Annotated in this window: 19 protein-coding genes; 15 read left to right on the plus strand and 4 right to left on the minus strand. The window is 44.5% G+C overall.

Going from position 1 to position 22595, the window contains the following annotated elements; genetic code table 11:
- Positions 1 to 149: 149 nt before the first annotated feature.
- The 13 genes from ACED60_RS06060 to gntR all read left to right on the plus strand — a co-directional run bounded on the left by ACED60_RS06060 (position 150) and on the right by gntR (position 15439).
- A complete protein-coding gene (locus ACED60_RS06060) occupies positions 150 to 1160 on the plus strand; it encodes a putative 2-aminoethylphosphonate ABC transporter substrate-binding protein (protein ID WP_017104203.1) in 1011 nt (336 codons plus the stop codon).
- Positions 1161 to 1344: 184 nt separating this feature from the next.
- Positions 1345 to 2766: an FAD-dependent oxidoreductase gene (locus tag ACED60_RS06065; RefSeq protein ID WP_371727139.1), complete on the plus strand. Its 1422-nt coding sequence runs from the start codon at positions 1345 to 1347 to the stop codon at positions 2764 to 2766.
- A 216-nt stretch (positions 2767 to 2982) separates the two neighbouring features.
- A complete protein-coding gene (locus tag ACED60_RS06070; protein WP_371727140.1) occupies positions 2983 to 4092 on the plus strand; it encodes a putative 2-aminoethylphosphonate ABC transporter ATP-binding protein in 1110 nt (369 codons plus the stop codon).
- A 21-nt stretch (positions 4093 to 4113) separates the two neighbouring features.
- Positions 4114 to 5823: a putative 2-aminoethylphosphonate ABC transporter permease subunit gene (locus ACED60_RS06075; RefSeq protein ID WP_371727141.1), complete on the plus strand. Its 1710-nt coding sequence runs from the start codon at positions 4114 to 4116 to the stop codon at positions 5821 to 5823.
- 68 nt (positions 5824 to 5891) lie between these two features.
- Positions 5892 to 6596, plus strand: coding sequence for a phosphonate utilization transcriptional regulator PhnR (gene phnR / locus ACED60_RS06080; protein ID WP_010428770.1), 705 nt, complete (start codon positions 5892 to 5894; stop codon positions 6594 to 6596).
- Positions 6597 to 6733: 137 nt separating this feature from the next.
- The gene (locus tag ACED60_RS06085) at positions 6734 to 7636 is read left to right on the plus strand and encodes a multidrug transporter (RefSeq protein ID WP_371727142.1); all 903 of its coding nucleotides are present in this window, start codon (positions 6734 to 6736) and stop codon (positions 7634 to 7636) included.
- Between the two features lie 200 nt (positions 7637 to 7836).
- Complete coding sequence (locus ACED60_RS06090) at positions 7837 to 8853, plus strand: TRAP transporter substrate-binding protein (protein ID WP_371727143.1); 1017 nt, start codon at positions 7837 to 7839, stop codon at positions 8851 to 8853.
- 65 nt (positions 8854 to 8918) lie between these two features.
- On the plus strand, positions 8919 to 9476 hold the full coding sequence (locus ACED60_RS06095; RefSeq protein WP_017079674.1) for a TRAP transporter small permease subunit: 558 nt from the start codon (positions 8919 to 8921) through the stop codon (positions 9474 to 9476).
- Positions 9469 to 10791: a TRAP transporter large permease subunit gene (locus tag ACED60_RS06100; protein WP_065606581.1), complete on the plus strand. Its 1323-nt coding sequence runs from the start codon at positions 9469 to 9471 to the stop codon at positions 10789 to 10791. Before ACED60_RS06095 ends, ACED60_RS06100 begins: the two co-directional genes overlap by 8 nt.
- Positions 10792 to 10909: 118 nt before the next feature.
- Positions 10910 to 11407: a gluconokinase gene (locus ACED60_RS06105; RefSeq protein WP_061023288.1), complete on the plus strand. Its 498-nt coding sequence runs from the start codon at positions 10910 to 10912 to the stop codon at positions 11405 to 11407.
- Between the two features lie 3 nt (positions 11408 to 11410).
- On the plus strand, positions 11411 to 12919 hold the full coding sequence (gene gndA, locus ACED60_RS06110; RefSeq protein WP_371727144.1) for an NADP-dependent phosphogluconate dehydrogenase: 1509 nt from the start codon (positions 11411 to 11413) through the stop codon (positions 12917 to 12919).
- Between the two features lie 476 nt (positions 12920 to 13395).
- A complete protein-coding gene (gene pepE, locus ACED60_RS06115; protein ID WP_371727145.1) occupies positions 13396 to 14127 on the plus strand; it encodes a dipeptidase PepE in 732 nt (243 codons plus the stop codon).
- A gap of 310 nt (positions 14128 to 14437) precedes the next feature.
- The gene (gntR, locus tag ACED60_RS06120) at positions 14438 to 15439 is read left to right on the plus strand and encodes a gluconate operon transcriptional repressor GntR (protein ID WP_029223991.1); all 1002 of its coding nucleotides are present in this window, start codon (positions 14438 to 14440) and stop codon (positions 15437 to 15439) included.
- A 114-nt stretch (positions 15440 to 15553) separates the two neighbouring features.
- On the opposite strand, the gene ACED60_RS06125 is transcribed toward gntR, so the two are convergent.
- The 3 genes from ACED60_RS06125 to ACED60_RS06135 all read right to left on the minus strand — a co-directional run bounded on the left by ACED60_RS06125 (position 15554) and on the right by ACED60_RS06135 (position 19797).
- The gene (locus tag ACED60_RS06125; protein ID WP_371727146.1) at positions 15554 to 16336 is read right to left on the minus strand and encodes a siderophore-interacting protein; all 783 of its coding nucleotides are present in this window, start codon (positions 16334 to 16336) and stop codon (positions 15554 to 15556) included.
- A gap of 203 nt (positions 16337 to 16539) precedes the next feature.
- On the minus strand, positions 16540 to 18018 hold the full coding sequence (locus ACED60_RS06130) for a peptide MFS transporter (RefSeq protein WP_086027533.1): 1479 nt from the start codon (positions 18016 to 18018) through the stop codon (positions 16540 to 16542).
- Positions 18019 to 18426: 408 nt separating this feature from the next.
- Positions 18427 to 19797 carry an L-serine ammonia-lyase gene (locus tag ACED60_RS06135; protein ID WP_135380822.1) on the minus strand — a complete coding sequence of 457 codons (1371 nt, stop codon included), beginning with the start codon at positions 19795 to 19797 and terminating at the stop codon, positions 18427 to 18429.
- Positions 19798 to 20172: 375 nt separating this feature from the next.
- Between ACED60_RS06135 and ACED60_RS06140 the strand changes: the two genes are divergently transcribed.
- On the plus strand, positions 20173 to 21051 hold the full coding sequence (locus ACED60_RS06140; RefSeq protein ID WP_371727147.1) for a YdcF family protein: 879 nt from the start codon (positions 20173 to 20175) through the stop codon (positions 21049 to 21051).
- Between the two features lie 188 nt (positions 21052 to 21239).
- Here ACED60_RS06140 and ACED60_RS06145 read toward each other — a convergent pair whose 3' ends face one another.
- The gene (locus ACED60_RS06145; protein WP_009845615.1) at positions 21240 to 21494 is read right to left on the minus strand and encodes a DUF333 domain-containing protein; all 255 of its coding nucleotides are present in this window, start codon (positions 21492 to 21494) and stop codon (positions 21240 to 21242) included.
- Between the two features lie 369 nt (positions 21495 to 21863).
- On the opposite strand from ACED60_RS06145, the gene ACED60_RS06150 reads away from it, so the two are divergent.
- Positions 21864 to 22382, plus strand: coding sequence for an NUDIX hydrolase (locus ACED60_RS06150; RefSeq protein ID WP_371694646.1), 519 nt, complete (start codon positions 21864 to 21866; stop codon positions 22380 to 22382).
- The last annotated feature ends 213 nt before the right edge of the window (positions 22383 to 22595 follow it).

Here is a 22595-nt window from a genome sequence, read left to right on the forward strand (position 1 = left end):
TACTCGCCATCTGGTACATACCAATGTAAAGGCGTGTACTAACAACCTAAATGAATTTATGGATATAGAAGCCTCTAGATGGAGCTTCTAGCCTTAACAACTTTAACCTTTGCAATTCCTAACCTTGGCATCGGGCCTGACTGGAGAAAATGATGAAAAACCGTTTTATGAAAGGATCACTTGCAGCATTAGTTACTCTACTAGCTGGTAATGCTTATGCAGCACAGGAAGTGACGGTTTACACCGCTTTTGAAACTGACATTTTAGCGAAATACAAGAACGCATTTGAAAGTGAAAACCCAGACATCAACATCAAGTGGGTGCGTGATTCAACTGGGATCATGACGGCAAAATTATTGGCCGAGAAAAACAACCCTCGTGCAGAAGTGGTGTGGGGCCTTGCGGGCTCGTCTATGGCTTTGCTTAAAGAAGAGGGTATTCTGAAACCTTATACGCCTCAAGGTGTAGAAGCGCTGCGTGCAAACCTTAACGACCCACAGTCCACTCAAGCTTGGTATGGCAACGACGCATTCTTCAATGCGGTTTGTTTCAACGAAGTAGTTGCTAAGCAATTGAACCTACCGGCACCTAAGTCTTGGGATGACCTAACTAAGCCTATCTATAAAGGTCACATTGCGATGCCAAACCCAGCATCTTCTGGTACGGGCTACATGCAGGTTTCGGCTTGGTTACAAAACATGGGTGAAGACCAAGGTTGGAACTACATGCAGAAGCTAGACCAAAATATTGCTCACTACACGCACTCAGGTTCTAAGCCATGTGTTCAAGCCGGTATGGGTGAAGTCGCTATCGGTATTTCTATGGCGAGCCGTGGCGCTAAGCTGAAAACTCAAGGCGCTCCACTTTCAGTTATTACGCCTGAAGGCATCGGCTGGGAATCTGAAGCGGTAGGCCTTGTTAAGCCTTCTGATGCAGCACAACGTGTTATCGATTGGTCTATTTCTAAAGCGGCAAATGAGCTTTACATCGAAATGTACCCAGTTGTTGGTCACCAAGATGTGACAGGCAAAGCAGAGAACTTCCCTAATGTAGAAAAGAACATGGCAAAAATGGACTTCGCTCGCATGGGCAGCGAACGTGCTGATGTACTTAAAACATGGTCTGAGAAGTTTGATGCTAAATCAGAGCCAAAATCTTAATCTGCCGGGCTTTTTAGTTCATGAGCTCCTTAGTTAATTATCTACTGAGCTTATTAGACACATAGTTTATTAGACACGTAGTCCATTAGATATGCAGCTCATTAGAAGTTAGAAATCAGTAAAGGAAGGCTTCGGTCTTCCTTTTTTAGTTTTACGCCTTTAGGTTTTAAGTAAGGTACAACAAATGACAAAGCACTACTCATATTGGTTCAAGCAAGCGTTAGAGCAAGAGTTTGGCAACATCAATGAGGGGCTAGATTCGGCGAAGTCGCTCCAAAAAGACGTCAACTGTGATATCGCCATTGTTGGCGGTGGCTATACGGGTTTATGGACGGCGATTTTAATCAAACAACAGCAACCCGAAAAACATGTTGTCGTGATTGAAAAAGGCCTATGTGGTAGCGGTGCTTCTGGTGCGAACGGCGGTTGCATGTTGACGTGGTCAACTAAGTATCCAACGCTGAAAAAGCTCTACGGAAAAGAACAAGCGAAATGGTTGGTTAAGGAGTCGGAAAAGGTTATATACGAGATCGAAGCCTTCTGTAACGAACACAACATTGACGCGCATCTATATCGCAGCGGAACTTACTACACGGCGACCAATGAAGCTCAAAAGGGTGGAATGGAGCCTGTTGTTAATGAGCTGGTTAAGCAGGGTATCAATAGCTGGAAGAAGTGCGACAATTCTTTGGCTGATAAAGCGGGATCTGATCGCCACATTGAGGGTTACTACTCAGAAGCCGCGGGCAGTGTGCAGCCTGCGTTATTGGCTAGAGGTTTGCGCCGAGTCGCTCTCGAACTGGGTGTCGAAATTTACGAAAATACAGAGATGACTTCTCTTGATTACGGCTCACCAGTTCGCGTCCAAACTGAGGGTGGGACGATAACTTCCGATAAAGTGATCTTAGCGCTCAATGCATGGATGCTCGATCACTTTAAAGAGTTCAAACGCAGCATAGTGGTTGTTTCTTCAGATATGGTGGTGACCAAGCCTATTCCTGAAAAGATCAAGCAATTTGGCCCAGAGAAAGGGGCGGCGGTGGTGGATTCGCGTATCTTTGTCCACTACTACCGAGATACCCAGGACGGACGACTCATGTTGGGCAAAGGCGGCAATAAATTCTCGTTTGCGAATCAGGTTGAAAGCATGTTCAACCAAACGACTAACTACCTACCGATTCTCAATCAATCTTTCCAGAAATTGTTCCCTAAACTGGAGCAGAATGAATTCGATTACAACTGGTCGGGCGGTTCTGACCGATCCGTCACAGGATTGCCATTTTTCGGTAATCTAAAAGGCCAAAACAACATCTATTATGGGCTCGGTTACTCAGGTAATGGTGTGGCTCAAACTCGCATGGGAGGCAAAATTTCGTCTTCAATGGTGTTAGGAGATGATAACGAATGGACACGTAGTGGTTTAACTAGCGGTCCACGAGGCTATTTCCCGCCAGAGCCATTCCGTTGGGTTGGGGCAATGATGGTTAGAGATGCTGTTCGAAGAAAAGAGAACGCGGAAGATTCTGGTAACACGCCATTGTGGCTGGATAAGCAATTGGCAAAGCTCGCGGGTGCGGCAGGTAAAGCCGACAAGGTTGAATCATAAATAAGATTTAAATTAGAGGTACACACTAAGGCTCTCAGTGACTAATGGGCTAGTCATTGAGGGCTTTCTGAACTAACTTTTAATGCCGATTAAATAGCAATCTTTAACGCTTATTATTTCTGCAATATAACTGTCATTTAGCTTCTATAAATTTGTCACTCAACTGCAATATTCTCAGTTTAAATTTGGTATATACCATATAGAGAGTGCTGTAGTATGAGCAACCAAACTTATTTGAATATTGAAAACGTTGTAAAGCAATTTGGCCAATTTACAGCGTTAAAAGACATCTCCCTATCGATAGATAAAGGTGAGTTCGTCTGTTTTCTTGGCCCGTCCGGCTGTGGAAAAACCACCTTATTACGTGCGATTGCAGGTCTAGATTTACCAACTTCAGGTTCTATTGAGCAGAACGGTAATGATACGACCTTCTTGCCACCAGAAAAGCGCGACTTTGGCATCGTATTCCAATCTTATGCTCTATTTCCAAACCTGACTGTGGAAGAGAACATCGCAATTGGATTGAAGAACCAAGGGGTGTCGACCAAAGAAGCTCTGGAAGCGGTAGAATCTTGGTTAGAAACCATTGGTTTACCAACTTCTGGCCAAAAATACCCAAATCAGCTGTCTGGTGGACAACAGCAGCGTGTTGCTCTGGCTCGCGCATTAGCGTTGTCTCCAGGTTTGCTACTCCTCGATGAACCGCTGTCTGCGTTGGATGCGAAGGTAAGAACACATCTGCGTGACGAGATCTGCCAACTGCAACGCAAGTTGGGTATCACCACTATCATGGTGACGCACGACCAAGATGAAGCCTTAACGATGGCAGACCGAATTGTGGTGATGAACCATGGTGTCATTGAGCAAGTAGGTGCCCCACAAGAGATCTACCAAAAACCCGTCAGTCGTTTTGTGGCTGAGTTTGTTGGCAGCATGAACTTCATTCAAGCTTCTGTCGCAGCGCAAGGCAAGATACGTATTGCTGAGTCAATGTTACCGTTGCCGGGTTTAGAGAACCTCACTCCAAAACTTGGTGATGTTTTCGATATTGCCGTTCGTCCAGAGCAAATTCAGTTTGTGGATCGTTTTAGTGAGTCATTACCCGTGAGAATCGTATCAAGCGAGTTCCTCGGGGCGTTTTATCGTGTTGAGTGTCAATTGCAACATGACTCAACGGCGAAAGAGATCATCGTTGATGTATCAGTCAAAGAGTTCAACCGATTGAAGCTGCGTCGCAGTGATATTCGTTACGTGGCGTTTGATCAAGATGGCCTTAGAGCTTACCCATTGAAAAGCCTGCAAGTGATGAAAGACGAGGCGGCGTAAATAATCATGGAATCGACTCAAATGATGCAATCTAAGCTGCTAATTCAACGACGAGTACAACCTTTTCTGGCTCGATTAAGTAAAGACAACGTAATCCTATTTGGGCTGTTGGCCTTTTTGTCTGTGGTCATGACGCTGTTTATTCTGATGCCACTGTGGGCAATGTTGAAAAAAAGCGTTCAGAACGCAGACGGTGAATTTGTAGGATTACAGAATTTCGCTACGTATTTTACGTCTCAAAGCTTATGGCAGTCGGTAGGCAATACCTTCACGCTTGGATTGCTAGTGACCGTTGTCGTGGGCGTCTTGGCGTTTGGTTATGCCTATGCGCTAACTCGTTCATGCATGCCTTTTAAAGGACTTTTTCAAGTACTGGGTTCTGCGCCTATTCTTGCTCCGTCACTGCTTCCTGCAATCAGTCTTATCTTCTTATTTGGTAACCAAGGTATCGCTAAAGAAGTCTTGGGTGGCAACTCGGTTTATGGCTTGATTGGTATCTCACTGGGCTTGATATTCTGGACGTTTCCACACGCCTTGATGATTCTGACCACCTCATTAAGAACCTCTGACGCTCGCCTTTATGAGGCAGCACGTGCACTCAATACTTCATCGTTAAAAACCTTTTTCATGGTGACGTTACCTGCGGCAAAATACGGCTTGATCAGCACCCTGATCGTTGTGTTTACGTTGGTGGTTTGTGACTTTGGTGTTCCGAAGGTGATTGGTGGTAGCTACAACGTGTTATCGACTGACATCTTTAAGCAGGTGGTTGGTCAACAGAACTTCTCTATGGGTGCGGTAACCAGTATCTTACTGCTATTGCCTGCGTTGCTTGCGTTTACCGTTGACCGCTGGGTTCAAAAGAAACAGAAGAGCTTGTTTGATACTCGTTCTGTCGCGTACCAACCTGAACCTAGCTCTCTGCGTGATGGCTTATGTTTCCTTTATTGCACCATCATCTCTGCTGCTGTGGTTATCGTGTTGGGCATGGCGATATACGGTTCGATGGTTACCTTCTGGCCTTGGAACAAAGCGCTAACGCTAAACAACTATAACTTCGCAGAAATGAGTACTTATGGTTGGGCGCCATTCTTCAACTCGTTAACGCTTGGTGCTTGGACTGCGATAATTGGTACTGTTCTGATTTTCCTAGGCGCATACTGCATTGAGAAAGGCCGCGCCTTCGGTCCTGTTCGTCAAGCGATGCAAATGCTCAGTGTTGTTCCGATGGCCGTTCCGGGTATGGTGCTGGGCTTGGGGTATATCTTTTACTTCAATGATTTGAGTAATCCACTCAACTTCTTGTATGGCACGATGGCGTTCTTGGTGATTAATACCGTGGTTCACTACTACACGGTAGGGCACATGACGGCATTAACCGCATTAAAACAGCTGCCTTCTGAAATTGAAGCAACAGCGGCTTCGGTAAACTTACCGCAATACAAGCTGTTCTTTAAGGTGACGGTACCCGTATGTCTGCCTGCGATTTTAGATATTGCGACATACCTGTTTATTAATGCACTTACCACGACATCTGCGGTAGTATTCTTGTATTCTACCGATACGATACCTGCGTCAGTTTCAGTACTGAATATGGATGATGCGGGACAAACGGGTGCAGCAGCTGCCATGGCGGTGATGATCATGATATCGGCAGCGAGCGCGAAGTTGATTCATATGTTAATCAACAAGTTATTCGAGAAGCGCACCCAGGCTTGGCGTAAACGCTAACGAACTATTTTATATTGCAGTTGGCCAAGGAGTGGCTGACGACAAGAACAAGAATAAAAGGAAATGAAGTGCAGTACGTAAAAATCAAAGATGTCATCGTAGAGCAGATAGAGTCGGGGATGTTAACACCACGACAGAAGCTGCCTGCGGAGCGCAAACTGGCTGAATCGTTTGATACAACACGAGTTACGTTACGTGAAGCCTTGTCTTCACTTGAAGCGGAAGGCCGAATTTATCGAGAAGACCGACGTGGTTGGTTTATCTCTCCTGCGCCACTGCGTTACGATCCAACACAAACACTGAACTTCACCAATATGGCTCTGTCGCAGAACCGTAAGCCGAAAACAGAATTAGTGGCAGCTAAAGGCATGTTAGCAACCAAGGAAGCAACTAGGCTTCTTGAGCTACAACCTTTTTCGGATGTTTATCGAGTAGACAGAGTTCGTTACCTTGAAGATAGGCCAGTTGTGTATGTGACCAACTACATTCGACCTGAACTGTTCCCTAACTTGCTTGACTACGACTTGTCTAAGTCGTTGACGGACATATACCGAGAGCACTTTGGCGTGGTGTATCAGAAGATACGTTATCGTGTGAGCACAACATCATTGCTGGGCGAAACAGCGCAAGCACTGCGCGCGACTTCGGGTTCTCCGGCTATGGTGGTTGAGCGTGTTAATTACAATCAAGACGGTGATTTGATTGATTGCGATATTGAATATTGGCGTCATGACGCGATCAGCATCGAGTCGATCGCACAGCTAGAGCGCTAGTCATACGTTATAACGTTGGCATATCTGCAATTATGCAGGATTGCCCAATTGAAACGCTCAAAGGTCTCTTATTCGGAGGCCTTTTTTATCACCTGTTGTCAGCCGTTGTGCTAATTCATCAAGAATTTAGGAATGAAATGGAATTCTCTGCGATTGTAATCGTGATCATTTCGGCTTTGCTTCATGCGGGTTGGAACGTTCTAGGTAAATCTAATCAAGGCTCGGGCTCGTCTTTCTTCTTAGCCTCTGGCTTTGCCGCTGCCGCGATATTGACGCCTTACTTGATCTGGTATGTTCACAGCGTTGGACTGTCAAATATCTTACTTCCGTTTTGGCAACTGGTTTTCTTGAGCGGGATTTGCCAAATCATCTATTTGATCGGCTTGGGCGCAGCCTATAAACAGGCTGATATCGGCGTGATTTACCCAATGGCAAGAGCACTGCCCGTGTTGATGGTGGGTTTAGGCACTGTGTTGATAGGCTATGAGCTGTCACCTAATCAATGGTTTGGCTTCACCTTGATTGCTTTGGGTTGTTTGTTTGTACCACTTAAGAAGTTTTCAGATCTTAGGTTAAAAGCGTATCTCAACCTTGGCGTACTGTGGGCGTTAATCGCGGCGATTGGTACCACGGGCTATTCCATCATTGATAAAGAAGCGCTTCTGTTACTCGATCCTTTGAGCACACCAGTTATAACTAACAAGCACACCGCGATCTTCTATTTGGGCATTCAGTTTTGGGCGATTGTGATTCCACTGAGCCTGTGGTTGCTCGTGTCGAATCAAAAAACCGAATTTCATAATGCTTGGTTATTGCGTAAAAGAGCAACACTTGCTGGCATCATGATGGCTTCGACCTATGGCTTGGTGCTGTTTGCGATGACCATGACTGAAAATGTCAGCTTGGTTGTCGCTCTAAGGCAAGTAAGCATCATCTTCGGCGTAGTGATGGGGATCTACTTTTTAAAGGAAAAGTGGCACGCCACTCGCGGTGTAGGCGTCGTTTTTATCATTGCAGGTTTAGTTATCTCACTGACTTAAAAAGAAATTAAATCCTACCTCCAACCTATAATGTGACTTTTCAGTCGCATTTTTCTTATTGATAGCAAACGTTTTACTAATGTTAAAGATGTGATCCTTCTCATAGACAAGGCTGTAAAGTTACCGGTAACATCCACCTCAACGTTACCGGTAACATATAATTACAAACCGGACTCTGTGAAACTCATAAGGATACCCAAATGAAAGCTCTGACTAAAACGCTGATTGCTGCCTCCCTCACTGGTCTATTTGCTACTTCAGCAATGGCTGCAGACTTTAAACTTAAAATTCAATCTTCAGACCCTTCTGGTGACTTGAACTTCAAGGTTCAGCAGAAGTGGGCTGAGCGCGTAGAGACGATGTCTAACGGACGTATTGATATCGATCTTCTGCCTGTAGGCGCTGTGGTTAAGCACACAGAAACGCTAGGCGCGATCAAAATGGGCATCCTAGATGGTCACATCACAGCAACAGGTTACTTCTCTGGTAAAGATCCAGCATTTGGTCTTATCGGTAACATGGTTGGCGCATGGTCAGACACTACACAACTGCTTCAGTACATGAACTACGGTGGTGGTAATGAGCTAATGACTGAACTGTACAAGCCTTACGGTGTTCAGTTCGTTGGTGCTTCAACAACCGGCGTTGAATCATTCATTTCTAAAAAGCCAATCGACGGTGTAGCGGATCTTAAAGGTCTTAAACTGCGTGCGCCTGAAGGCCTAGTACAACAAGTATTTGCAGCCGCGGGTGCGACTCCAGTAAACCTGCCAGGTTCTGAAGTATTTACTGGCCTAAGCAAAGGCGTAATTGATGCAGCGGACTACACGGTATTCTCTACCAACCAAAAAGCGGGCATGAACGACATTGCAACACACCCAGTTCAACCGGGTTTCCATTCACTACCGCTTATCGATATCTCTATTTCTCAGGAGAAATGGGACAAGATGCCAGCTGATCTACAAACAATGCTGCAAACATCAGTGCGTGACTTCTCTTACGACATGACGACTCAGCTGAAAATGGCTGACCAAGCGGCACTGAAAGAAGCTCAAGCGAACCCAGAAATCACTATCCATGATTGGTCTCAAGAAGAGCGTAAGAAGTTCCGTGAAATCGCGAAAGGCCAATGGAAAGTATTTGCAGAGCGTTCTGATAACGCAGGGAAAGTTTACACCTCAGTGACTGTGTTCCTAGAAGAAAACGGCTTACTGTAATTTAAACTTAGTTTACTGACGGGGGAGGGCATTGCTCTCCCGTATTCTCCCAGGAAATTTGGCCCATGACAGACAAAACTCCCCATGCCCCAGCTGAAAACGACGAGCAACCAAGAAATGCGCTTGATCGTTTTGTTATAAAGTTCAGTAATCTCGTGAGCTGGTTTTTTATCTTTACTGTATTGATTTCATTTTATGAAGTTGTGATGCGTTACGCATTCGATGCCCCGACCACATGGGTACATGAAACAGCTTCTTTCATCGGTGGTTCTTTATTCATTATTGGTGGCATCTACGCGTTTGCTGCGAATAAGCATGTACGTGTGGTTCTTATCTACGATTCAGTGTCTAACCAAGCACGCAAATATCTTAATCTTGTTCACCACATTGTGGGTTTGGCCTTTGCTGGCATGCTGGCTTATGCGGCTTACTTCACCGCAGAGGAAGCATGGTTTGCACCTTGGGGTGAATTCCGTCTTGAAACATCAGGGTCAGTGTTAAACGCGCCTTATCCTGCGCTGCTGAAAGGCCTGATTTTTGTCGTTTTGTGTGTTCTTGTTGTCCAGTTTGTATTGCACCTAATCCAAGAGTTGATGGGTCTAAGGAAGAATGACGATGTTTGATTTATCTTCTATTGGTATCGCATGGGGCAGCTTGCTCATGCTGGTTATGATGATTGGCTTGCTACTGACCGGTATGCAGCTAGCGTTCGTAACAGGCTTTGTCGCGATTTTCTTCACTCTATGCTGGTTTGGCCCTGATGCCTTACCGTTGATCGCAAGCCGTACCTACAGTTTTGCTTCTGGTTATGTGTTCTTAGCAGTACCGATGTTTGTATTGATGGCGGCTTTATTAGACCGTTCGGGCATTGCTCGCGATTTGTTTGATGCAATGAAATCTGTCGGCCGTAAAGTTCGTGGTGGTGTGGCAGTCCAAACCTTATTAGTCGCGGTTCTATTGGCTTCGATGTCAGGCGTTATCGGTGGTGAAACGGTACTACTGGGTATTCTTGCACTGCCACAAATGCTTCGTTTAGGTTATGACCGTAAGCTGGCTATCGGTACAACCTGTGCAGGTGGCGCACTTGGTACTATGCTTCCGCCAAGTATCGTACTGATCATCTACGGTATGACAGCCAGCGTATCGATTGGAGACCTGTTCAAAGCGTCTTTCTTGCCAGCGTTTATTCTTGCGGGCTGTTACATCGGCTACGTATTGATTCGCTGTAAGCTGAATCCTTCTCTGGCTCCTCTTCCGAGTGATGATGAGACAGAAGAAGACATCGCAAATCAGCCAAGCTACTTCAAGGCTCTGTTCTTCCCACTGCTTTCTGTAGCAACAGTTCTAGGTAGTATCTACACGGGTATCGCTTCAGTAACAGAAGCGTCTGCTTTGGGTGTGGTTGGTATTATGATCAGTGCGCTTATCCGTGGTGAGTTGAATTTCAACATGCTGAAAGAGAGTGCCATCGCAACCATGCGTACCTGCGGCATGATCATGTGGATTGGTATCGGTGCTAGTGCATTGGTTGGTATTTACAACCTGATGGGCGGTATTGATTTTGTTGAAGAAACCATCCTTGCGCTCAGTGGCGGTAACGCAACAGTAACACTGCTAATCATGATGGCTATCTTGCTGGTTTTAGGCATGTTCCTTGACTGGGTAGGTGTGGCACTTCTAACAATGCCAATCTTCGTTCCAATCATTACTGGCCTTGGGTTCGACCCAGTTTGGTTCGGCGTTGTGTTCTGTCTAAACATGCAGGTGTCGTTCTTGTCACCACCATTTGGTCCAGCGGCTTTCTACCTGAAATCGGTCGCACCAAAAGACATCAGCTTAGGTGAGATTTTCTCTTCACTACTGCCGTTCATTGCACTTCAAGTATTGGTGCTGGCACTGGTTATTATCTTCCCACAGCTCGCGCTTTGGTGGCAATAACAGCGAAGGTCCCAGAGCGAGTTTAACGTTCAGGAACCTATCAACAGCAACACAAGTTTAACTATTAGATTCGATTGTCAGCCCCTGTTTTGGTTGGGGCTTAGGGAAGGCTTGCCTTATGAAAAGCAAAAAAATACTCGTGATGGGCGTATCTGGATGCGGGAAAAGCCTGATTGGTAGCCGTATCGCACAGGCTTTAGATCTTCAATTCTTTGATGGCGATGACTTCCATCCGCAAAGCAACGTAGAAAAAATGCGTCAAGGTATTCCGCTGACTGACGAAGATCGTCAAGGATGGCTAGAAACACTGAATAAGCAATATATCGAACAGCCAAGTGCTGTGATTGCATGCTCTGCATTGAAACCTCAATATCGCGACATTCTACGAAAGAATAATGAAGGTTTAGTTATCGTGTACCTACAGGGTAGCTTCGACACCATTTGGAACCGCCACAAAGCGCGCGAGAACCATTACTTCAATGGTCAAGAAATGTTAAAAAGCCAGTTCGCAACCTTGGTTGAACCGAATGAAGCCGATGCGTTGTTTGTTGATATCTCACAAGATGTCGAACAGGTAGTAGAAAGTGCACTCAAACAAATTAAGCAGATAGGCTAAACCATGACTCAGTTAAAAAACGATATTGCGATGATTGGTTTAGGAGTGATGGGCAAAAGCCTCGCACTCAACCTACTTGATAACGGTTTTAACGTTGCTGGCTTTGATTTGAATACAGACAACGTTGAACGTGCCAGTTCAGAAGCGAAGCTGCTTAATGAATCGTTTACTGGTAAAGGTCAGTTCACACAAGGGGCTAGCCTTGAGCATGTGCTGCAAGGGCTAGCGAAGCCGCGTGTAATCGCTTTGTCGGTTCCTGCTGGAAAACCTGTCGATATCGTCGTCAATAGCTTGCTTGATGCTGGCTTAGAAAATGACGACATTGTTATCGATACAGGCAACAGCCTTTGGACAGATACCGAGGCGCGTGAAGTGAGCTACAAAGGCAAACTGCGCTTCTTTAGCACCGCCGTTTCTGGTGGTGAAGAAGGCGCTCGTGTTGGCCCTGCGCTGATGGCGAGTGGCGACCAATCAGCTTGGCAATATGTGAAACCGATGTGGGAAGCGATTGCTGCAAAAGTGGATGCTAATGGACTACCTGTTGGTCAGTTTGAAGCGGGTGAAGCATGCGCTGCGTATGTTGGTCCTTCTGGTACAGGGCACTATGTGAAAATGGTACACAATGGTATTGAATATGCCGACATGCAGCTTATTTGCGAAGTGTACCATTTCATGCGTGATGTGCTTGACATACCAGCTCAAGAGATTGGGCAAGTCTTTGAGCAATGGAATACTGGTGTACTTAATAGTTACCTAATGGAAATCAGTGCCGACATTCTTCAACAAGAAGATTTGGCAACGGGTAAGCCATTTGTTGATGTTGTGCTTGATAAGGCTGGCCAGAAAGGCACAGGCTTATGGACAGCAGTTAACAGCCTTCAGGAAGGGTGCCCAACTCCAACCATTGCACAGGCGGTTTATGCACGTGCGATGAGCGGTCAAAAATCACAACGTATTCAAGGTAGTCAGCTTCTAAAAGGCAATATTGCTGATGCCAGTCAGCTGGATAAAGCCGAGGTTATTTCTGAGCTTCACGATGCTCTATATTGCGCCAAGTTGTCTGTTTACGCGCAAGGTTTTGATTTACTGAAAACAGCGTCAGACAAAGAGGGATGGAATCTCGATTTCACTCAAATTGCTAAGATTTGGCGAGCGGGTTGTATTATTCGTGCAGCATTCTTACAAGGTATTACATCGGCTTATCAACAAAATGGTGAGCTGGCGAACCTGTTGTTTGATGAGGTTTTCATCAAACAAGTGGAAGAGCGTGAGCTTGCTTGGCGTATCGCCGTTGCTAACTCAGCTTTGTATGGTGTGCCGATGCCGGGGATCAGTTCAGCATTAAGCTACTTTGATTCTTTGCGCTGTGAAGTGTTACCAGCTAATTTATTGCAAGCGCAACGTGACTATTTTGGTTCTCATACCTATTCGCGAGTCGATAGAGAGGAAGCCGAAAAATTCCATGTCACTTGGAGTCAGTCTCCGAGAACTGAAGTAAAAGTAAACGCTTAAACAATCAATAACGCCCTCAAATAAGAGAGCGTTATTTTTATTCGTTTTAAACCAAAACAAACATGTCGAACAATGTTGAACAAATCTATTAACTACTGACGTCACCATAACGTATGACCATCATCTCAACATGACTATCATAGGTTGCGCACCTTTGGTTGTGGGGATAATAGATTCCCTTGATTACTTCATGGTTGTTATAGAAAAATTTTCCCCAAATTGAAAAGATGTTTAATGATTTCGATTATTACAATAATGCTGGAATAGAAATGCGTTCAATTCTTTCGCGTTATGGTTATGACGGGACTGTTTTATTTCAAAAGGTCATTCCTTTTCCGAACTTGTTTACTGGCGCACATTACTTCCCCTCAATTTATGAATACTTACCCGTAGAGTCTTTGAAAGCAGCAAGCGCTGTAGTTCAAGAGAATATCAAAATAATATATAGTAAATTTGCAAATTGTAGTGAGGTTGTAATGAATGTAATGCTATTTAGTAACGGTAAGTTACCAGGTGACACATCACTTTTAGAGTATGGTAAAGAGTGGATTCGTCCAATGATGGAAAAGACTCAGCCTAAAAAAATGTTGTTTATTCCATTCGCAATGATTCGAGGGCAATACTCAGATCGCACGCAGCAATTGCAGCAAGTGTTCGATGAATATGATTGCGAAGTGGTGAGTATTCATGAAGCCGAAGACCCAGTGCAAGCCTTGAAAGAGGTTGATGGTATCATCATTAGTGGCGGTAATACGTGGGTACTTAACCGTATGCTTCACGACCTAGGCTTGGTAACACCGATGCGTGATGCTGTGATCAACAAAGGTAAGCTGTTTATTGGTTGGAGTGCGGGAACAAATGTCGCAACCCCAACGATCCGTACTACTAATGATATGCCAATTGTCAGTGCTGCTATCTTGCCTGCGCTTAATTTTGTGCCATTTCAGATTAACCCTCACTATATAGAAGCATCCATTTCTGGGCATATGGGCGAAACACGTGATGAACGTATTGAAGAGTTCTTGTGCATGAACCCAAGTGAAGTCGTTGTTGGTATCCCTGAAGGGACGATGCTGCAAGTGTGTGAAGGAAAATTAACGTACCACACCGCGACAGGCAAGCCAATGAAGCTCTTTAAGCATGGTCAACTTGCTGAAACGTTCGCAGCGGACTGCGATCTTGCATTCTTGATGGACATCGGTTGCTAGATAACCAATAGAGACAGGCTACTGCCTCTTAATAGGGGTTGGCTATGTACGCAATTGCAATGGGTTAAACGAAACCCCAATCTTGATCATCCAAGGTTGGGGTTTTTAATACGTAATATACACATCAAGTGTAAGTTGAGAACTTATTGAACATCGTCTTCGAAAAGAAGTATTGTTAGTTTTATTAGTGGTAAAGCGACGTGTGTGTTTATGATCTGATATCAAGTTTTAGGTGTTTAGTTCTTCTAAAGTAGTCGAAATTCGTTACTATGTTACCAGTAACATTAATCGTAACCATGATGCTGTCAGTATGCTAAGTAAGAAAAAACGTCCCACATTACAAGATGTTGCCAACCTAGTTGGTGTAACCAAAATGACCGTCAGTCGCTGTCTAAGAGACTCTTCACAGGTATCAGAAGCACTGCGAGATAAGATCAGCGCTGCAGTAGACGAGTTAGGTTACATCCCTAATCGTGCGCCAGACATTCTTTCTAACGCAAAAAGCAATGCTATCGGTGTTCTTGTTCCCTCGTTAACTAACCAAGTTTTCGCCGAAGTTATCCGTGGCATTGAACAAGTTACCGCGCCTGCGGGCTACCAAACCATGATTGCCCACTATGGCTATAGCGCAGAACTGGAAGAGCAAAGCATCGCTTCGCTGCTTTCTTACAACGTTGACGCGATTATCCTGTCAGAAAATGTGCACACTGATAGAGCGCGTAAAATGCTGCAGACTGTTTCTATCCCTGTGATTGAAATTATGGATTCGGTGTCTCCCCGTATTGAACAAGCAGTGGGCTTTGATAACTTTGAAGCGGCTAGAGCGATGACTAAAACCATGATCGATCGAGGGCGTACCAATATCGCTTATTTGGCTGCTCGAATGGATGAACGTACTCGCTTGAAAATGGCGGGATATGAGCATGCGATGCAAGAGGCCGACAAAACGCCAGTAACGCTGCAAACGGAAGACGCGTCCTCGTTTACTTTAGGCGCAAAACTGATTGGTGAGTTGCTTGATAAGCACCCTGAAGTGAATGGTATTTTCTGTACTAACGATGATTTGGCCATTGGTGCTTTTTACGAATGCGTACGACGTGGTATTCAAGTACCCGAGAAGATGGCGATTGCGGGTTTCCACGGACACGACATCACAGTGGCGATGACGCCGCGTTTAGCGACTGTCGTAACACCTAGGGAGCAGATCGGTAAAGTCGCTGCACAGCAAGTTGTAGCGCGTCTACAAGGCAACAAAGAATGGGTGGCGAAGCTGGATCTCGGTTACGAGATTGAAGTGGGAGAGAGTATTTAATCTTACACTTCGGCTTTGCTCTTCATTGGATTCAAACTAAAACGCCCTTAACGAGATGAACTTCGCTAAGGGCGTTTTTATTTATCTGGCAAAAAGATGTATGTAGTAACAGACTTAACCCGCTAAAGCTTGAGCATCTTGTTGCTTCAACACTTTGTGGCCGTCTTCAGTGACGCCACGTTTCCAGTAGCTGCTGATGTAGATGTTCTCTTTCGCGACTTCTTTTTCGTTGCGGAAGTATTGTCTCAGCTCGCGCATGCTTTCAAACTCACACGCTGCCCAAATTGAAACCTGACCGTCTAACCATTCTAAATTGCGAACCGTTTGTGAAAGTGTTTCTTCAGTTTCATCTTCAATCAACCAAGTGACTTTTATACCTTTAGGTGCTTCAAGCGTTTGTTTATCTGCTGCTGAATTGATCTGGATGACGGCGTGACCTATTGCGTGCTCTGGAAGCGATTTTACTTTTGCAGAAAGCGCAGGTAGGGATGTCATGTCTGCAGCTAAGAAGAACCAGTCTGACCCTAGGTTAAGTCCTTGAATTAAACCTGGGCCAGCCACTGAAACTGTGTCACCCACTTTCGCGTTCATTGCCCACCTTGCTGCAAAACCACACTGCAAATCTGTAGTGATGTGGCGAACGAAATCAACCTCAATAAACTTCTCTGAAGGGTTGTACTGACGAATGGTGTAAGTGCGCATGGTTGGGCGCTCACCTTCGTTCAGTTGGCTTAAATCAGTGGTGCCGAGTGGCGAGAACAAAAGCTTGATGTAGCCGCCGGCACATTCGGTTGGATACTTACTTAATCCTTCACCGCTAAGCGTTATACGCTGCATGTTCGGTGTAATGGTTGAGGTTTGAGTAACAGTTAATGTGATAGGGCTAGGCTTGCTCATATAAGGCTCTCTTAGGTTCTGATTCCGACATCATAATCCTGAACTAAAAAACACTCAATACTAATAGTTATCATTTACTTTGATTTACACAGAGCAACGTAACTTGAATCACCAATTTATTTACCCTGGCATCCATACCGACAAAAAAGCCCTTTAGAAAACTAAAGGGCTTGAAGTGTTATAGCTATTTAACGTGAGCAGAATTAGCTGTTTGCTTGCTCTAGTTCGATCGTCTCATCTGCGGCTTTCGCTGCGTCTAGCATCTTACGAATAATGAACGATGCTGCCATTGCGATACCTACCATTACAACCGCTAGAACAGTCAGCATTTGGAAGTAATCACCGTAAACCGTTTGAACGATCTCTTGTGTGATCTCTTGGCCTTTCTCAAGTGCAATAGACGTTGAAAATACGGCACCAACAATGCCTGACATTGCGATTGCTACAGAGAATAAGCTTACTGAGAAGTTCTCGATGTGCTTAGGTGCAACAGACAGAATGAAGGCTACAACCATAGAACCAACAATAACTTCACCAAATGCTAGGAAGAAGTGGATTGCTAAGAACACTTCAGGGCGAATCAGAATGTCTTCACCTACGGTCGTTACTGCCATCGTTAAGATACCGAAAGCGATCGCCGTCAGAATGAAAGAGAAACCTACTTTGGTTGCGGTAGAGAAGTGAATATTTTTCTTTTCTAGCTTAGAGAAGATACCCGTAATAATAGGGCCTGCAACCATACACCAAAGTGGGTTCATTGCCATTGAAGCTTCCGGGGCTACAGGGATGAAGCCGAGTAGATCGCCACGCATTGTGTTGATCGCTACCATTGTCATCGACGTCATCATTTGGCCGTAGTACACGAAGAAGCATGTCGTCAGAAATGTGATGATTAAGATAGTACCCATTTTCAGCATGTCTGATTTCTTCGATTTCATCATCAAAGAGACAAAGTAGATGATTGCTGCCGCGCCGATCGCGTAAACGATGTTCTGACCAATATCCATGTTAGAGAACATGAAAAATACCAAGCCAATCATTGCAGCAGAAAGACCGAGGAACGCAGCCCAGTTTTTTGTGCTAACTGGTTTTTGGTCGATTTCAGCACTTGCTTCAACAAGGCCTTTGCGAACAAAGAGCATCATCAGAAGTGCAGCACCTGCTAGAACACCTGAAAGAAGGAAGCCACCGTGGAAACCGACAACTAGCACTAGCATTGGGAACAGGTATTGACCTAATAGAGCACCAATATTGTTTACTGAGTAGTTGATTGGGTAGCAATTTTCGAAATCTTCTTGAGTTTTGAACGTGCGTTTGTAAAGACTTGGGTAAGAAGGGGACATCAAACCACGCGCATAACTCGCTAAAGCAATACCACATAATGCCATTGGAACATTAGTCGCTGCGGCACCGAGTACCAGTAGACCGTAACCACTTGCGAATCCGAGAAAGGCAATGGTCAATGATCGGTATGCGCCTAAAAATTTGTCGGCGATGAAACCGCCTGCGATAGCAAATAGCGGTCCGATTGCAGAGAAAGCACCAACAACCATCATGGTGTCGGCTTCGTTGTAGTTCAGATCTTCAAGGAAGAAACGAGTCAAGATCACCATGACGCCATAGAACGAAAGTCCGAACATCATTTGGCAGAACATCATTGATTTGTTTAATCTATTCCACATTATTTTATTCTAACATTTGTGTTTATATGTAGTGTAATTACCCAATTATAATATCATTAATAGCAATACATAAAATGAAACATTTGCTGTGTTCGTTACTTTGCTCTCTATATCTTTTCTTATCGGGCGATTCATTTTTCTCATGCATTAAATATGCAATATTAGATTTTGCTGGTGGATGGTTGTGTAAATGTCGGTCAGATTTATTTGTTGCTAATCCGCAAGCCAAATAAGGAAAGTTACAGGTGGTAATCTTGTAAAATATTCAAGTGAGCATCACTTTCAATTAGCTGTTGGATTTTAGCCAATAAAAAGCCAGCTTGGTGGCTGGCTCTGTTTGGGTATCGAAAACGACGTTTACGAGAATGCTGTCTCTACAGCGGCTTTCTCGACTCGTGTTCTTAGCGGTTATTCACAAGGAGGAGCCATGTGGATCACGGCCAAGCCACCTAAGGACGTTTCACGGTACTTTTTGTTCATGTCTTTACCTGTTTGGTACATGGTTGCGATAACCTTGTCTAACGAGATAAGACACTTACTGGTGCGTTTCAGCGCCATACGTGATGCGTTGATGGCTTTCATTGCGCCCATTGCATTGCGCTCGATACATGGCACTTGAACAAGCCCACCGATTGGATCACATGTCATACCTAGTGAGTGTTCCATAGCGATTTCAGCTGCGATGCAGATTTGTTCGTTGCTACCACCGCGTAGGGCGGTTAAGCCTGCTGCAGCCATTGATGAAGATACGCCAACTTCGCCCTGACAACCCACTTCTGCACCAGAAATCGAAGCGTTGGTTTTGTACAAGATGCCAATAGCGCCAGAGACTGCTAAAAAGTCTTTCAACTGCTTGGTGTCTAGCTCTTTGATGAAGCGGTGGTAGTACATTAGTACCGCAGGGATAACGCCAGCCGCTCCGTTAGTTGGCGATGTTACGACTTGTCCACCCGCAGCGTTTTCTTCACTTACAGCAAAGGCAAATAGGTTAATCCAATCCATGATCTCCATTGGATCGTTTTCAATCGAAGCATTGGCCTCAAGCTTTTTCAAAAGAGCAGGGGCTCGACGCGTCACTTCTAGACCGCCATCTAGTATGCCTTCGGTGTCGAAGCCTCGCTGCATGCACAGAGACATCACCTTCCAGATTTGGTCGGCTTTCTGGTCAATCACATCCATACCTTGGAAAGACACTTCATTACGCAGGATTAAGCCTCCAAGGCTAAGTCCTTGTTGCTCTGACAATTCAAGTAGCTGGTCAGCAGAAGTAAAAGGGAACTCAACTTGCGTTTCTGCTTCTTGCTTGCCGTTTTGTAGTTCATCAGCGGTTGCGATAAAGCCACCACCAATTGAGTAGTATGTTTCCATCTCTAAAAGACTACCGCTTGCGTCAAAAGCAGAGATGGTCATGCCATTTTCATGCAGCGGAAGGTTGGTTTTATGGAACAGCAAGTCGCTTTCTACGTCGAAGTGAATTTCATGGTTACCGCTAACCAGTAGAGACTTATCTTCAATTGCTTTACGCATTGCTTTGTTAGCACTGGTAATTTTAATGGTGTCGGGGCGGTTGCCGAGTAAACCTAATAAGGTCGCTCTGTCTGTATGGTGACCAATACCCGTTAATGATAACGAGCCGTATAAGTCGATTTGAATACGCTCTACTTGTGTAAGCTGAGCATCAATTTTTTGGGTAAAGTTAAACCCAGCGATCATTGGTCCATTTGTGTGGGAGCTGGACGGCCCAACCCCAATTTTGTAGATATCAAAAATAGACAGCATAGTAACTTCCTGTGAAGACGGTTCGATGAACGAACTCTGTGTAAAATTTGTATTTCGTTAGTTCCACTTCTTTGAGTGAACCTGTTCTTTGGGTGAAGCAGTTCTTTGGCTGAAACAGTTATTCGATTGAGCTGGCTCTTTGCTTGAAAGGTCTCTTTTATTGAAACTCGTGTTAACAAGCATAGAGCGATGAAATACAAGAGCGTGCTATGTTTGCTTTAAAGCGACACGTCTATTCTTGTATGACCCGAGATGTTGCTATCAATAGTGAGCATTATTGAGAGCAACATGTAAGAATTTCAAAATACTTTTGTTAATAAGTATTGTATACATAATTCACTCCATCTAATCACTAAAACGAGACTTGAACATAAAATGAGCATTATTCACCTCCTTATTGTGCTAGGTAAGCGACTTAATGAGAATAAATTGACTAATGAAGGAATCAGTCGAGTTGATGCTTTAGTTGAGTATCTGTTGGGGCCTTTGGCTGAAGAGTCGAACCAGCAAACGGCTGTGGCGTTCTGTGGTGGGGTGACACAAGGCCAAACCGTTTCTGAAGCCGATGTGATGCACGAGTATTTTCGAAAGCTTGAAAATCAACGTGAGTATCCGTTTCCCATAGGGGCGGTTTTACTTGAGCAGCATTCGACAAATACGGTTGAGAACATTCAAAACTTGGCCTCAGAGATGATTGAAAGTGGGCTGTTTACACGCGGGCAGCGTGTGACGGTGACGTTCGTTTCTAATGACTACCACTTACAACGTATCTTCGAGATTCAATCGCTGATGGACGAGCAAGGTTTGCTTAAGGTTTTGGTCGAGAAGTGCTCTGCACTTGGAGTGGAACTACAAATAGATCCTCAGCTAGAGGCTCATGTCGCAGTGCCATACCCTCATCAAACAGAGCAAGGGCAATTGTTTCTGTTAATGGATGCTCTGACGACCTACCGAGTCTATCTTGAAGGTGTCTCTGTGGGTGCATTTAAGAGGGATTTGGATTCAGTACGACGAGAGCCAGAAAGGTTGTCTTTGGAAGCCTTGCTAGCGGCAAAGGATTTAGTCGGGCGTTCATCTCATTTTGATATCGTAGAAAGCTTGCTTCCAGTATTGGAGACCTGCATCCAAAATACCCCAGTCGGAATCGACATAGAAAAAGTTAGGGAGTACCTAGCATTGCTCGATACTAACCTGACTTTATTGAATCGTTATTTAGATCCAGAATCAGATCACACACATCGCTGGTGGAGATAGCGAAAACACCAATATTAGTAATACAGGTAGGTAGCCAAAAGGTGCTTTGCGTATAAAGGTGATGTGTATAGTAAGGTAAACCGACCGCTCGATAGCGAACAGTTTACCTAATGTCATGTGATGGGTGGTATTCGTGAAGGGTTAATGTCGTGTATAGGTGTGACGTCAACAGTTCACGATGTCGCAGCTTAGCTTTCTTCTTTTTGCTCATGGTTGTTGCGGTAGTATTCCCACTGTTCGATACGTTCACCGTCATCAAATACACAATAAGTAGTGCGTTGATTGTTTTCAGTTACGGTGTCTAATTCACCATCTTGTTGAACACAATAAACCGCAGCAGGGTTAGCCACTGAAACACGTTGGCCTTCGCTATATTCTGCATAGTCGTTTGCACAACCGCCCAACACAACGGCAAATACAGCCATCAAACCAATTTTCTTCATGTTTATCTCCTACGTGATAACTCTATAATCGAATGCGTTAAGTTCTACAGAACCAGATTAGAAGCTCTATGAAACTAGTATATTTTAGATTTCAGAAAAGGTTGTTCTAATTTGGTCAAGATATTGAAATAGGTTGATATTTCGATATTTTTACTGCTTTTTGAGTGTTTGTTCATGCTGGCATAGCTGGTGCTCTAACAGGAACGGCCTCCGTCAATAAGGTGCTACTTGATGGTTATTTCTACTAGATAGCAGTGGGGGAACAGCGATCAAAAGCAGAGGTTATGTGTTCTTTCAGGGGACGGAGAACGTCGAATCTATTGATGATTATGATATGATGCCGCCAAATTCAGTAGAGCAGTCAGAATCATGAGACACCTAAAAACCACTATTCACCCTGATATCGATCACCTAGACAATAAGACGGTATATAAGCGCAATGCTGCACGTGCGATTGTGTTAGATGGCGAAGACATTTTGATGCTTTATACAGAGCGTTATCACGACTACACCATTCCTGGTGGTGGTTTGGATGACGGTGAGGATGTGATCGCAGGTATGGTCCGTGAGCTTGAAGAAGAAACGGGTGCGAAGAACATTCACAGTATTAAACCGTTCGGTATTTTTGAAGAGTTTCGTCCTTGGTATAAAGATGACGCGGATATAATGCACATGATTTCTTACTGCTACTCATGCAAGATTGATCGTGAGCTTGGCGAAACAGCTTACGAAGACTACGAAGTGAAAAACGGGATGAAACCGGTGTGGATGAATATCCATGAAGCGATCGCTCACAACGAAAAGACCATGGTTGAGAGCCCTAAAAAAGGCATGAGCATTGAACGTGAAACCTTTTTGCTGCATCTAATCGCAAAGGAAATGCTGTAACCCTTTTAATAAATCAAAACTGTTTAAAAGTAGAATGTTTTAAACAGTTTTGTTCACCATGAACCAACAATAATTCCTCCCTCCTTTAGTTGAGCTAACCCATCGTAATTTTAGTTTTAAGCAAAACGCCTCCAGTCCGTAAACAACCTATCCGTTTCCAACCAGCATAGAACGTTTCCTTATCTAACAGACTTTCAAGTTGACTAACCTCTC

Source organism: Vibrio sp. 1F279, assembly GCF_041439815.1.
Lineage (GTDB): Bacteria > Pseudomonadota > Gammaproteobacteria > Enterobacterales > Vibrionaceae > Vibrio > Vibrio tasmaniensis_A.

Excerpts from the sequence above, each read along its gene's own strand:
- ACED60_RS06130 (WP_086027533.1), bottom strand. The coding sequence starts at position 18,018 with ATGTGGAATAGATTAAACAAATCAATGATGTTCTGCCAAATGATGTTC.
- ACED60_RS06070 (WP_371727140.1), top strand. The coding sequence starts at position 2,983 with ATGAGCAACCAAACTTATTTGAATATTGAAAACGTTGTAAAGCAATTT.
- ACED60_RS06125 (WP_371727146.1), bottom strand. The coding sequence starts at position 16,336 with ATGAGCAAGCCTAGCCCTATCACATTAACTGTTACTCAAACCTCAACC.
- ACED60_RS06150 (WP_371694646.1), top strand. The coding sequence starts at position 21,864 with ATGAGACACCTAAAAACCACTATTCACCCTGATATCGATCACCTAGAC.
- gndA (WP_371727144.1), top strand. The coding sequence starts at position 11,411 with ATGACTCAGTTAAAAAACGATATTGCGATGATTGGTTTAGGAGTGATG.
- ACED60_RS06100 (WP_065606581.1), top strand. The coding sequence starts at position 9,469 with ATGTTTGATTTATCTTCTATTGGTATCGCATGGGGCAGCTTGCTCATG.
- ACED60_RS06140 (WP_371727147.1), top strand. The coding sequence starts at position 20,173 with ATGAGCATTATTCACCTCCTTATTGTGCTAGGTAAGCGACTTAATGAG.
- ACED60_RS06060 (WP_017104203.1), top strand. The coding sequence starts at position 150 with ATGATGAAAAACCGTTTTATGAAAGGATCACTTGCAGCATTAGTTACT.
- ACED60_RS06090 (WP_371727143.1), top strand. The coding sequence starts at position 7,837 with ATGAAAGCTCTGACTAAAACGCTGATTGCTGCCTCCCTCACTGGTCTA.
- ACED60_RS06075 (WP_371727141.1), top strand. The coding sequence starts at position 4,114 with ATGATGCAATCTAAGCTGCTAATTCAACGACGAGTACAACCTTTTCTG.
- ACED60_RS06135 (WP_135380822.1), bottom strand. The coding sequence starts at position 19,797 with ATGCTGTCTATTTTTGATATCTACAAAATTGGGGTTGGGCCGTCCAGC.
- ACED60_RS06065 (WP_371727139.1), top strand. The coding sequence starts at position 1,345 with ATGACAAAGCACTACTCATATTGGTTCAAGCAAGCGTTAGAGCAAGAG.
- ACED60_RS06095 (WP_017079674.1), top strand. The coding sequence starts at position 8,919 with ATGACAGACAAAACTCCCCATGCCCCAGCTGAAAACGACGAGCAACCA.
- ACED60_RS06105 (WP_061023288.1), top strand. The coding sequence starts at position 10,910 with ATGAAAAGCAAAAAAATACTCGTGATGGGCGTATCTGGATGCGGGAAA.
- ACED60_RS06085 (WP_371727142.1), top strand. The coding sequence starts at position 6,734 with ATGGAATTCTCTGCGATTGTAATCGTGATCATTTCGGCTTTGCTTCAT.
- gntR (WP_029223991.1), top strand. The coding sequence starts at position 14,438 with ATGCTAAGTAAGAAAAAACGTCCCACATTACAAGATGTTGCCAACCTA.
- ACED60_RS06145 (WP_009845615.1), bottom strand. The coding sequence starts at position 21,494 with ATGAAGAAAATTGGTTTGATGGCTGTATTTGCCGTTGTGTTGGGCGGT.
- pepE (WP_371727145.1), top strand. The coding sequence starts at position 13,396 with ATGAATGTAATGCTATTTAGTAACGGTAAGTTACCAGGTGACACATCA.